16 protein-coding genes are annotated in these 11236 nt (G+C 62.7%); all 16 read left to right on the top strand.

The window, feature by feature from the left end:
• The coding region (locus OXH56_01875; GenBank protein ID MCY3554048.1) for a hypothetical protein at nucleotides 1-1062 on the top strand (1062 nt) is incomplete at its 5' end.
• An 8-nt stretch (nucleotides 1063-1070) separates the two neighbouring features.
• Nucleotides 1071-1481: a hypothetical protein gene (locus tag OXH56_01880; protein MCY3554049.1), complete on the top strand. Its 411-nt coding sequence runs from the start codon at nucleotides 1071-1073 to the stop codon at nucleotides 1479-1481.
• A gap of 3 nt (nucleotides 1482-1484) precedes the next feature.
• Complete coding sequence (locus tag OXH56_01885; GenBank protein ID MCY3554050.1) at nucleotides 1485-4172, top strand: hypothetical protein; 2688 nt, start codon at nucleotides 1485-1487, stop codon at nucleotides 4170-4172.
• Nucleotides 4173-4183: 11 nt separating this feature from the next.
• Nucleotides 4184-4654, top strand: a complete 471-nt coding sequence (locus OXH56_01890) for a hypothetical protein (GenBank protein ID MCY3554051.1) — start codon at nucleotides 4184-4186, stop codon at nucleotides 4652-4654.
• The gene (locus OXH56_01895; GenBank protein ID MCY3554052.1) at nucleotides 4651-5271 is read left to right on the top strand and encodes a hypothetical protein; all 621 of its coding nucleotides are present in this window, start codon (nucleotides 4651-4653) and stop codon (nucleotides 5269-5271) included. The genes OXH56_01890 and OXH56_01895 overlap by 4 nt, the downstream gene beginning before the upstream one ends.
• Nucleotides 5272-5330: 59 nt before the next feature.
• Nucleotides 5331-5981 (top strand): hypothetical protein, encoded by a 651-nt coding sequence (locus OXH56_01900; GenBank protein MCY3554053.1) that lies wholly within the window; start codon nucleotides 5331-5333, stop codon nucleotides 5979-5981.
• A gap of 12 nt (nucleotides 5982-5993) precedes the next feature.
• The gene (locus OXH56_01905; protein ID MCY3554054.1) at nucleotides 5994-6380 is read left to right on the top strand and encodes a hypothetical protein; all 387 of its coding nucleotides are present in this window, start codon (nucleotides 5994-5996) and stop codon (nucleotides 6378-6380) included.
• Between the two features lie 34 nt (nucleotides 6381-6414).
• Nucleotides 6415-6795: a hypothetical protein gene (locus OXH56_01910; GenBank protein MCY3554055.1), complete on the top strand. Its 381-nt coding sequence runs from the start codon at nucleotides 6415-6417 to the stop codon at nucleotides 6793-6795.
• 3 nt (nucleotides 6796-6798) lie between these two features.
• Entirely contained in the window at nucleotides 6799-7248 is a 450-nt protein-coding gene (locus tag OXH56_01915) for a 3TM-type holin (GenBank protein MCY3554056.1), read from the top strand.
• Nucleotides 7245-7703, top strand: coding sequence for a D-Ala-D-Ala carboxypeptidase family metallohydrolase (locus tag OXH56_01920; protein MCY3554057.1), 459 nt, complete (start codon nucleotides 7245-7247; stop codon nucleotides 7701-7703). The genes OXH56_01915 and OXH56_01920 overlap by 4 nt, the downstream gene beginning before the upstream one ends.
• Nucleotides 7704-7726: 23 nt before the next feature.
• On the top strand, nucleotides 7727-7957 hold the full coding sequence (locus tag OXH56_01925; GenBank protein ID MCY3554058.1) for a hypothetical protein: 231 nt from the start codon (nucleotides 7727-7729) through the stop codon (nucleotides 7955-7957).
• 11 nt (nucleotides 7958-7968) lie between these two features.
• Nucleotides 7969-8274 (top strand): hypothetical protein, encoded by a 306-nt coding sequence (locus OXH56_01930; protein MCY3554059.1) that lies wholly within the window; start codon nucleotides 7969-7971, stop codon nucleotides 8272-8274.
• A complete protein-coding gene (locus OXH56_01935; GenBank protein MCY3554060.1) occupies nucleotides 8271-8492 on the top strand; it encodes a hypothetical protein in 222 nt (73 codons plus the stop codon). Before OXH56_01930 ends, OXH56_01935 begins: the two co-directional genes overlap by 4 nt.
• Before the next feature lie 91 nt (nucleotides 8493-8583).
• Entirely contained in the window at nucleotides 8584-10035 is a 1452-nt protein-coding gene (locus tag OXH56_01940; GenBank protein MCY3554061.1) for a DUF3383 family protein, read from the top strand.
• 179 nt (nucleotides 10036-10214) lie between these two features.
• Nucleotides 10215-10667: a hypothetical protein gene (locus tag OXH56_01945; GenBank protein MCY3554062.1), complete on the top strand. Its 453-nt coding sequence runs from the start codon at nucleotides 10215-10217 to the stop codon at nucleotides 10665-10667.
• Nucleotides 10668-10725: 58 nt separating this feature from the next.
• Nucleotides 10726-11236 (top strand): hypothetical protein (locus OXH56_01950; GenBank protein ID MCY3554063.1); only part of this gene is annotated, 511 nt, incomplete at its 3' end.

Raw genomic sequence — 11236 nt, forward strand, 5'->3', positions numbered from 1 at the left:
GTCACCGGTCGTGCTGCCGTACAGGGAACCGGTCAACAGGGCGACAAGGGACCCACCGGCGATAAGGGGCCGACGGGTGACCAGGGACCTGCAGGCGATCAGGGGCCACAAGGAAACCCCGGCCCCGACGGCAACCCGGGCGCAGACGGGCAGCAAGGACCGGTCGGCGATAAAGGACCGGTAGGAGACAAGGGGCCTGTCGGCGATCGGGGACCTGACGGGAATCCCGGAGCGGACGGAAACCCCGGAGCGGACGGGCAACAGGGACCCACCGGCGATAAGGGACCCACCGGCGACAAGGGCCCCGCGGGAGACGCCGGTAGCGGCGGGCTCAGTCTCGAAGAGATCGGCAGTGCCGACGTGGATATCGTTACGGCCGATATCTGGATCGACACCACCATGGATTTGCCCGATACGGTGGAAACGGGGGAGTTATGGGCAGCCCAGGTCTTGGGTAACGGCTCCAACGATGAGGGCCTGTTTTTTTTCCCGGCATCGCTGGTTACTGCCGCCAATAACGGCACAGTAGGGGCTGACAGAGATCCGAGCGGTACAAGTCCCCAAAACGATAACGCAGGGTTCAACTTTTCCATTGTCCGAGGTCAAAACCCAGAGGAACTCACGCTCGGTCGTGACAGTGCCGGCAACATCCTTATCGCATCCTCCAACGCCAATGTGGATCCGGCGCCGCTGAAACTCTACCGCGTAAGGGGGGCTACTATCCAAGCCGCACCGTCTGATCACAACCGATACGTGGGATGGTCCGCCGCCCAGCAGCCCGATGCTACCGAACTGGGAGCGGGAACGGCTTACACAACCGACGTCCTCACCATTCCGGCCGAGACGGATAACGGCTACGTCTGGTTCGCGGTCCCCACCGCCCAGGGCCAGCCCAACGGAGTGTACCTGGACGGGAACGTGGTCAACCAGATCAACGCCTACACGCAGCTGGCCAACGCCACGATCGGCGGCGCCGCACACTACCTCTACTCGAGCAACTCCGCACAGAATGCGTCCATCCTTGGCACCGGATCAAGGACGCTCACCATCACCTACGCATAGGAGACGACATGGCGGTCAGATTCCTGAAAATCGACAAGCCAGGGCCATTTTTTCGGGGGGCGTCTACCCGGACCATCGACGGAAACCACATGTGGGCACAACCTCGCATGCCCATTTGGGTTCGGGCTGATACAATTGGCCTCATTCAATATGGGTGGCATGAGCGTCCAGTTGATAACGCCCCGTCCACCTATACACCGGTCATATTCATCGGGATCACCCATACCAGCGAGGCGCCGGACCATATTCCCATCATCGCAGGCAAACCCGTAAAGAGCCTCGAGAAATTGGCCTACACATTGAGCATAGATACTATGCGCGCACAGATCGACATGGTGCTCGACGGCCATGAGCAGACGATCACATGCTGCTGCCCGAGCGACGATGACGAGGCCGAGGACGCCACCGAGGAGAAGTAGGCCATGCCGGTTGATTTCAGCGACAAACTAAGGTCCACCCGCGCGGACGGCAAGCTGGTAGATGCGGCCGCGATCGACGGCGTGCTGGACGCCAGCCAGGTCCCGGCGGGGACGGGCACCGGAGGGACGGACTACACCTGGCGGCCGTTCTTCTTCGTGCTGAGCAACGTGGGTCCTTACCCGCGGGCATTTCATACCTGCCGGCTGGCGCCAGGAGTATCTCGGGGCACATACGACGTGGCGGGCAACCTGGCTCCGCGCCTGATCCTGGACGTGGCACGATACAGGAATGACGGGACGTACTACGGCGACGGGACGAACCAGCAGGAAGATCAGTCTGCGAGTCGATTCGCAGTTAGTCTTACCCTGACACCACCTGCCAGCCTTACAAGCACTCAGAAACTGTTCGTATTTTGGGCGAGGACGCCAGCAACACTACCGACTACGGGCGCAGATTTAAACGTCGACGTGATCGGCCCCGTCGAAGTCCTGGGCAATGGCGGATACACCACCACGGCCACGCATACCGTATCGCAGCTGCACCCCCTCATCCAGGCTGATTTTGACGGCAAAACCGGTACGACTACGAGCGAAGTACAGGTGGCGGGCCTCACCATCGAGAACAGCGCCAATGTCGGCTACCTGATACGAGTACGAAGCGACACGCACTACATCCTGGGCAACGCGCTGCATGCGGTCCGAAGCAACGACCCGATCGAAGTCGGCATTGCCAACCTGTACTCGAAGGGCGGCGGCGACGCGGGCAAACTGTATCATACGCTCGACGAAGCCACCGACGACGTGCTCGAGGTCTGGAAAATCAACGATCTCGCCACCCTGGAGCCGATCATCCAGGAGGTCGCAGGCGACGACGACATGGTCGGCCTTCCCGACGCCCAGGCTTCAGACCAGGGCGACGTCGTGCGCGTCAATGCCTCCGGAGTTTGGGTAAAGACCTCCCCGCTGTGGGACGCCAGCGAGCTGGTATCCGCCGTCCGGGCAAGGCTGGCGCCGGCGCCGACCCAGGCGGACACCGGAAAGGTCCCCGTCGTCAACGCCCAGGGCTCGGGATACGCGCTCAAAAGCCTGGAGGCAAACAGCCAGGTGGGCATAGCGGGCCTGAGAATAGAGACCATCGAGTTTAATGCGGTGATCACCGGTACAACCGACGTGGAGATGACTCCGATCTCCACCGACCCGATAGTGGTGGAGCACGGCGAGGGTGATCCAGAGCTGATAACTGGCCTCACGGGCAACGATTTCACCGTGCCCCCCGGCCTCTATCTGCTCAAAATCGAGGGCGAGATCGACGGATCGCAGGTGGGGCGCATCGGCTTCGACATTCGCGACGCAGCGGACAATACCGTCATCGCTGGCCCGAATGAGAGCTCCACGTACAACACGGACGGCGCCTACCACGCATTCTCCGCGGCGGGCTACTGGCACGCCACCGAAGAAATCGAGGTCAATTTCTTCATGGAGCGCTACGGCAGATCGAACGCCGTCCGCAACGTGCGGATGCGCCTGGCCCTGCTGAACGCCGAGGCACAGAACGACACGGTGGAGCACCGAGAAACCCTGCCGTCGGCCGACGGGATCCGCGACGACAAGATACTCCTGAGCGACGGCCGCCTCTGGCAAAAGGGCACGGTACAGACGGCCGACACTTTCGAAGGGCGCCTCGACCACTACAGTTACGGTGGCCGCTCCTACGACGGCACGTCGGGCAGCCTCGGGCAGACCGGATCCCACGGCCAGTTCACGGTCAACCCGGCCGGAGCGCTGGCCGCTGTCGTCAACGACCGCAGCGTTGGACTGTTTATCATCGAGGTACGCAAGGACGCCTACGAGGCCGCCAAGGGATCCGCCGTCGGAGCGAACGACGAGATCAAGGCCGTCCTGACCATCGGCAACAGCAGCGAAACGCACACCCTGGTCAACATAGCCACCTACCCGAACAGCGACCGGCCGGACACCATAAGGTTCCGATCTACCGTCGCCTCGCTCCTACTGCGTAACAGCACCATAGGCACGGCCTGGTCCATGGTCATCACGAAGACGGACGATTCGGCCCTGTACACGCACGCGGCCGCCGCGGGATACTGGGTCGAATATCACCTGGATCTGGAGGCACAGCTGCATGCGGCCATCCATGCATCCCATGAGGAGCTGGATGCAGCAATCGAGAAAGAGAAGAACGCCAGAATCGCAGCAGAAACACGTAAGCGCCGGTACCTGGGTGTAGCAGAAGTTAGAGTGCACAGCACTTCCAGGGGATTCGTATCATGGTCAGCCGCGCAAGGTTCTGGTGCGACAATTACAGCCGGAGGAACTGATACAGGAGGCGGATTGTCCGAGGTGTACATCGCATATCCAGGATCGCAGGAGCGCTTGACGACGGCCTTCTGGCTGGATCTGCGGCAAGACACATCAAGCGGTGCCACGCAGCATGCAACCGAAGCAGCAGCCAAAGCCAGACCCCGAATCGCCGTAGGCGGGTTCCGATGGGATCCGACGCTCACGCATACGGCAGAGATGGCATGGAGCCACGATACCGTAAACGCCGTATTCGAGTTTGTAGCCGAAGCCGGAGAGGATCCGAAAATCAAAATCAAGTCACTCAACGGATCCTTCAACGGATTCGAAGATCTGTACCTGAACATCTACGCCGACGAGCTGGTAGCACCGTAAGGAGACGCCACATGAACAGAGCCAAACGCGAGGGCATAGCGGGAACGATAATCGGCTTCCTGATCCTAGCGGCGGCCGCCTGCATCCTGCTCGGCCTCCTCAGCTGCACCGAGGACGGACCGGCATCCGCCGACCAACTGGACCGCCAGGATTGGGAACGGATCGCCGCGCGAGCTGCAGCGCAAACCGACTCAGCCCTCGGCCTGGCCATGGAAACCGACGACCAGCTCCTGGAGTGGTACTACATCGTCACCCAGGAAGGCGACGGAACCGCCCTCGACTTCGCCAACACCGTGGAGAATGAAGGCCTGATCAACGGCGACGATATCGGCATGATCTACCGGGCCTGGAGAAACGGACGGCCGATCGGGGACATTGCCCGCCAGTACGGCGTCCCGGTGACCCTGGTCCCGGCCATGGTGCTGAGCATGATCGAACTCATCCAGCAAACGCCACCGCCGCCGAGGGAGGAAGACGAATGAGACGCATCGACCATGCTATCGCAGCGACCATCACCGCGGCCGCGGCCTGCGCCATCGTCCTATGGGCAACGGGATGCGGCGGCGACGACCCGGTCTCCTCCGACGACGCCTGGCAGGAAGTGATCGACGAACGAGACAAGCCCGAACCGGAGGGTGCCGTCCACACCGCGACGGTCGACGCCCGCCTGGACAGGACCCGAGACAAGTGGATCCACGTCCGATACACCTTCGCGGATTGGTACTACTACCTGGACCTGACCAACACCGGAAACCAGACCTACGACCGCGCCCTGATCCTCTACCGATTCCGATACAAGGGCGAGGCCCGCAAGAACTCGACCGGCAGGGAGGTCGTCAACTGGAAGCCCGGCCAAACCAAGCAGATCCAGTTCGGCCTCCGGTTTTCCCAAAAGGACAACGAGTCCGGAAACGAAAAGGCGACCGGCCTGGAATTCCAGTACGCCCAGGACATCTACCATGACCGGGTGGTGACGCCGCCCGAAATCGAGATCCTGTTCCGCCCCGGATCCCTCTGGGGCCCAGAACACCTGGCCGAAGGCGACGTCCCGATCCCGACCAGCGTCGGACGATGGACGCCAGGCAACCTGTGGGACTAAGCCGCGGACAAGCCGCCGCTTAAATTAACCAGCACAACCAGCACAAGGAGACCGACCCGATGAAACGCCTGATTACTTCAGCACTTTTCCTGTTCCTGGCCGCACCCGCCGAGGGGCAAACACAGACGTCCATTGCGGGCGTCCTGCAGTCCACGGCCGAAAGCGACTACGCTTCGGCGACGCTGCAGCACGAAAGCGAGTGGCCCGTATGGAACGGCGTCCTCGAAGCACACGCCGACGTCGTACTCGGCATCGACTTCAACGACCGCGATAGCGGCCGGACCGACCGCCTGGACCTGGAGATCATCACCAACTGCGACGCCTACTTCTTCGGCGCCGAGACCAGGACCCAACTGGGAGACCTGACCGATCCACGCATCACCCGAGGCAAACTCGGCTCCGGCGTCACCTTCGGTGACCTACAACTACGAACCGCAGCCGCCGTGGAGCTGAACCGAGACGAAACAGATCCGGAGCCGGGCATCGAGATCTCGGCCGCCTACGACCTGGACCTCCCGGGCGATGCAGCGCTCACGGTCCGCGTCAACGGATTCGCCGGCCGCGGCGACTACCGAACCGTGACGGCCAAGAACCGCCTGACGCTATTTAACAGCACAGGGCTGCAACTGGCCGTCGACCATTACGTCTACCACCGCAACCAGCACGCGCCCGACAACGAGGTCCTGCTGAGCCTCGGATACAGCTTCTAAAAGGAGTGCACCATGGCCTTCAAACTGCTGCCGGCCGGCCGCAAAGGCAAACACCGCTTCGGATACCAGGACCCCAAAACCCGCAAGATGGTCCTGGTCAGCCAGGGAGGATGGAACAGCCGAACCGAAGCCAAGGCCGAAGCCGACCGGGTCGAAGCCGACATCGTGGGGAAACGGACCCGCAAGCTGGAAGACGAGCTCCGGGAAGCCGAACGCCAGCTGGCCCGGACCCGCACAACCTGCGGCAAGCTGCAGTCCTCCTACGACTCCGCCAGGCACAGCCGAGACACGGCACGCCTAGGCATGACCACCGCCGTGGTGATCTCCATCGGCCTGGCCGTGGCCCTGGTCTGGGCCCTGACCGGAACCCCGTTCCCCGACCTGAACCTGCGCTTCTAACTACCAACTGCCCTGGAAGGGCCCGGAGGAATCAATGAACTGGCTGACCGAAATAGGAGCCAAGATCAAGCAGGCCGTCCTGGACTTCGTCGACACCGACAACGACGGCAAGGTGGAACTGTCCGACTTGCCCGCCCTGATCGGCAAGGGCCAGCAGCTGGTCGGACTGGTAGAGGCCGGCGGGCTGCTCATGGGCGCAAGCGGCAAGACGAAAGCGAAGGCCGCCGACGCCTTCATCGACGAGGCCTACGAGACATCCCGAGGCGACAAGCAGATCCACGACGTCGTGGCCTGGTCCAAAAGCAAGGAACTCTTCCGCGAGGCGCTGTACCTACGCGCCACCGCCCTGCAAAAGCCCCTAGGCCCCGAAGACGTCCAGGGCAAAAACATGGGCGAGGCCGCCCAGACGGAGTAACCGATGCCGGTAGACGCAGCGAAATCAGCCTGGGGCGTAGCCAAGTGGGTCGGCGGCGCCCTGGTGGGCAAGCTCAAGAACGAGGGAGATCTCGCCGAGATCGAGGCCCGAGTACAGGCCAAGGTCGAGACCGAGATGATCGACCGCGACCGCGGAGCCAACAAGATCGCCCTGGCCGACGCGAAGGCACGCGGATTCCTGCAGTCGACCTGGCGGCCGGCCATAGGATGGATGGCGGGGCTCGGCGTCGGATACGGCGCCTTCCTGCCGGTCCTGAACTGGCTGATCGACATGGTCAACGCCGGATTCGCACGGCCATGGCCGGACCTGCCGGCGATCGATACCACGCAGCTCTTCGCCATCATCACCTCGATGCTGGGCATGGCCGGGCTCCGGACCTACGAAAAGAAGCACAAGATCGACGGCGGCAGACTGGGGAGGGACGAGCAGTGAGCGCAACCATGGGATCCGCCAACTGGCCCTTTTTCGCCGCCCTGATGGTAAAGGGCGCGGACTGGCCTTTCTTCACCAACGACGAGCTAGCCAGCAAGGACGTCGGCTACGCGATCATGTACGAGCCCTTCATGAGGCGCCTGGTCGCGCTCCGTCTGCTGATCGGCCTGCCGCTCCCGGTGACGAGCGGATACAGGACCGAGGCCAAGAACAGGGCGGTCCACGGAGCTCCACACTCCGCCCACCTCTACGGATGCGCCGTAGACATAGAGACGGCCGGACTGGACGTCCACCAGCTGGTGGGCCTGGCCTACAACCTGGGATTCACCGGGATTCACGTAAAGAACCACGGACCGATCGAGACCCGATTCGTCCACCTGGACTACATCACCGACGCCGACGTCCCCAGAGAGCTTGAGGACGCCAGGCCCTACTTCCACACCTACGCGAGGTAGCCCTCGAGGAGGGGCAACGCCCCATGAGCAACCAGGACACCCTGACCGGCGCGATCGGTCACGCCCTGCAACAGGTCGACGAACAGATGGAACGGCTGCGCACGATCAAGGCCAGCCTCGAAACCGCCATGTCCTACACCGGCGAGGGTCAAGACCCCTCTGGAGGGCAGCCGCCCGGAGTGCAGCCCGGACCCGAGCTCGCGCAAGACGCAGACGCGACCGAGGACGCCCAGTCGGGGCGACATCCCCTGTAAGGAACCGACGCATGACCGAATATATAGGACTGATCATCGAAGGCCTGATTTTCATGCTAGCCCTCCTGGGGGCGGTCGGATCGGTCTGGACCAAGCTCACCTACCAGATCAACGAGAAGGACCGGCGGCTGGTCAAGGTCGAGACCGAGCTCCAGGCGCTCCAGGAACGAGACCGAAGGGACTCGGAGCGGTGGGAAACGGCCTTCGAACGGTTCAAGACCATCGAGGCGGAGATGGGATCGATCGACAAAAAGGTGGGCATCATAGCCGCCAGGCTGGGCGGACCCTTCCAGGACGAAAACGGGCAACGACGATGATGCCGCGGGAACCCAAAACCAATCGGGCGAACCTGCCCCAGATCATCATGACCGCCTCCTTCACATGGGGATACTTCGGCATCCTGGTCGGCCTCATGAGCGGATGGCTGACCATCCCCCGAGGGCACGAAGAAACCATGGTTGCCCTTCTAGGCGGCCTCACCATCGCGCTTGGCCAAATACTCTCCTACTGGTTCGGCGCCGGACCCAAGCAATAGCGGGAGTATGTAGGCTCATGATCGAGACATCCAGCGCCGCCAATAATCGGCGGACAACAACCAGAGCCACTATATACAAGGAGACCGTAAGATGCCTCTCAGAGATGTTCAGGTAACCGCCCGCATCACGCCGGGTATTGAGCCCAGCAGGGAGTTCGGCGTCACCATGCTGCTCGACAGCGTGTCCGCCGCGGTGACGGATAAGGACCAGGCGCAGGCCATCCGGTCTGTAAACGCTTACTCCTCCCTCCAGCAGGTGACTGCGGCCGGATTTCCGGACGCAGTGGAAGCCGCTGCGGGGGTTTATTTCTCGCAGGATCCGTACCCCAAGGACCTGGTCATCGGGACGGTGATGCGCGCCGTGCAGCCGACCATCATCATAGGGCAGGAGGCTACGGCCACCACGCAGACCGCGATCCGCGCCCTGGGCAGCAGTGCGGCGTTTTCACTCAACGGCGTCTCCGTCACCGTCGATCTCTCTTCGACTTCGTCGCTGGCTGCCGTGGGCACGGCCCTGGCGTCTGCGCTCAACGCCAACGCGGCCTTTTCGGGCATCGGCATCACCGTAGACGGCACGCGTTTGATCGTGCAGATCCCGTCGACCATCGCAATCACCACCGGCTTTGCCACCGGCAGCGCCGCCACCGCCCTCGGTCTTTCCGGCGACGACGTGGTTATCCTGCCCCGGGTGGCCGCGGCCGAGGATTTCAACACGGCTCTGGCCCGCATCGCCGGATCGTTGGTGGATTTCTACTGGGTGGCCGTCACTTCGGCCATATCGGCCGTGCAGGCCGACATCGAGGCCGTAGCGACATGGGTGGCCGCACAGGAGGCCAAGCAGCTGATCTTCGACGTATCCGGAGACCCGGTCCTGGTCGCCGGCGAAAGTGCGTCCATCGGCGCCGTCATGAGCGCCAAGCGTCAGAACGACGTCTCGGCGATTTACGGAAGCGACGACAAGGGGATCGGGTACTGCGGGATCTTCAGCTCCGTCGACTTCGACGTGCCTGGCGGGCAGATCACGGGCAAGTTCAAGCGGATCCAGGGCACGACCGCCGACAAGCTGTCGGTCACCCAGCTCGCGGAGCTGGACCGCAAGCGCATCAACCACTACACGAAGTACACGGCCCAGGGTACGAGCTTCGGCACGTGGATCGACGCGCAGTACTGGATCGACTGGTTCTCCGATACCCTGCGCCGCGAGGTCGAGCAGCTTTTCATCGGCACCGGCGTAATACCGTACACGAGCGAAGGCGCCGAAGCCGTCCGCGACACCATCATCGGCGTCTGCGAGCGCGGCGTGACCAACGGGGGCATAGCACCGAACACGGTCAGCCCGGCCCTGCGCTCCGAAATCAGGCGCGTCACCGGCAACACTGATTTCGATGGCTTCCTGTCCACCGGGTACCTGGTCCACGTGGAATCTGTGGCCAGCCAGTCGCAGGCGGACCGCAGCACGCGCACGGGACCCGGCGTCAAGGTGTTCGTCAAGGGCGCGGGAGCGATCCACGAGCTCGCCATCGACGTAACGCTCGAGCAATAGTCCTAGCGGACGGCGATGGTCCTGGCGGACGGCGATGGTCACTGCCCACCGCAGGTGAAATCTTGTCCCGGGACAAGATTTGAGGTGAGTTACCCACATTTCACGTTGAGTTATCCACAGGATCTTGTCCCGGGACAAGATTTGAGGCCATGGCCCATGGGCCAGGAGGGAACCGGAAGATGTCCTACAACGTATCGCTCGAACATACCGTGGTCCGGATCAACGGCCACGAGTGCGAAGGGTGGGCGGCTGTGGCCGACGCCCTGCAGTTTCCCGACAACCAGCTCGCCAACTACATCATAGGGCCCGACGGGACTAAGTCGGTCTCGTCGACCGCCTTCCGCGGCGGCGAAGTGGTGTTCAAGTTCCTGGCGAACAGCCCGTCGACCCAGTTCTTTTTCCAGCAACTCTCGCGGATCCTGCGGGGGACCGTGGTCGAGTTCTCGGGCACCGTCACCAATACGCAGACGGGGGCCTCCGTGCGCCTCGAGCGCGGGCACATGCAGATGTCGCCCATGGGGCAGACGCTGGGCAACGACACGGCGCCAGCCAGGGAGTACACGATCCACTTTGAGTCCATCCTGCCCAACTACGACGGCGTCAAGACCACGCGCCGCCCGGCCATAGTGTAGGGTGGCCTAGCCACCGGGTAGCAGCAATTCCATCAATCCTTGCGAGGAGGGCGAGCCTATGATAGACATGAAGAACCTCGAGGGCCTCATGGACCCCGAGGTCAAGATCGGGGAGACCGACCAGGCGGAAGGGACCGTTTTCTACTTCAACAAGATGCCGGCGATGAAGGGCTGGACGACCCTCCTGGGGATCCGCGAGGCCGTGGGCGCCCAGATGAAACCCGAGGAGCTGAACCCCGACATCCTCCGCATCGTCATGGCCCTGCCTACGGTCTACGTGCTGAAACTTCAGGAGACGATGTTCCAGTACGTGGATTTTTCCAACGACTCCACCAGCCCCCAGCAGCTCAAGGGCGCCGAGGACATGGCCTTCGACGGCCTCGAGCCGGGCGCCGTCATGGAGATACTGGTCCGGAGCCTGTGCGTAAATTTCTCCCCTTCCTTTCGCGAGATCATCGATCAGATATCTCGGGTGCTCAAACAGGCCTCCCGTACACCCCGGAAAAAACCAAAGACACCTCCTGACCCAGGGAGCGAGGGCACTGCCCTCGCGGCGTCCCGGCCGGCGG

This window comes from Gemmatimonadota bacterium (assembly GCA_026702745.1).
Taxonomy (GTDB): Bacteria; JAAXHH01; JAAXHH01; order JAAXHH01; family JAAXHH01; genus JAAXHH01.

Bases quoted from the DNA above. Each gene is read 5' to 3' on its own strand.
- OXH56_01880 (MCY3554049.1), top strand. From the start codon at position 1,071: ATGGCGGTCAGATTCCTGAAAATCGACAAGCCAGGGCCATTTTTTCGG.
- OXH56_01885 (MCY3554050.1), top strand. From the start codon at position 1,485: ATGCCGGTTGATTTCAGCGACAAACTAAGGTCCACCCGCGCGGACGGC.
- OXH56_01890 (MCY3554051.1), top strand. From the start codon at position 4,184: ATGAACAGAGCCAAACGCGAGGGCATAGCGGGAACGATAATCGGCTTC.
- OXH56_01895 (MCY3554052.1), top strand. From the start codon at position 4,651: ATGAGACGCATCGACCATGCTATCGCAGCGACCATCACCGCGGCCGCG.
- OXH56_01900 (MCY3554053.1), top strand. From the start codon at position 5,331: ATGAAACGCCTGATTACTTCAGCACTTTTCCTGTTCCTGGCCGCACCC.
- OXH56_01905 (MCY3554054.1), top strand. From the start codon at position 5,994: ATGGCCTTCAAACTGCTGCCGGCCGGCCGCAAAGGCAAACACCGCTTC.
- OXH56_01910 (MCY3554055.1), top strand. From the start codon at position 6,415: ATGAACTGGCTGACCGAAATAGGAGCCAAGATCAAGCAGGCCGTCCTG.
- OXH56_01915 (MCY3554056.1), top strand. From the start codon at position 6,799: ATGCCGGTAGACGCAGCGAAATCAGCCTGGGGCGTAGCCAAGTGGGTC.
- OXH56_01925 (MCY3554058.1), top strand. From the start codon at position 7,727: ATGAGCAACCAGGACACCCTGACCGGCGCGATCGGTCACGCCCTGCAA.
- OXH56_01930 (MCY3554059.1), top strand. From the start codon at position 7,969: ATGACCGAATATATAGGACTGATCATCGAAGGCCTGATTTTCATGCTA.
- OXH56_01935 (MCY3554060.1), top strand. From the start codon at position 8,271: ATGATGCCGCGGGAACCCAAAACCAATCGGGCGAACCTGCCCCAGATC.
- OXH56_01940 (MCY3554061.1), top strand. From the start codon at position 8,584: ATGCCTCTCAGAGATGTTCAGGTAACCGCCCGCATCACGCCGGGTATT.
- OXH56_01945 (MCY3554062.1), top strand. From the start codon at position 10,215: ATGTCCTACAACGTATCGCTCGAACATACCGTGGTCCGGATCAACGGC.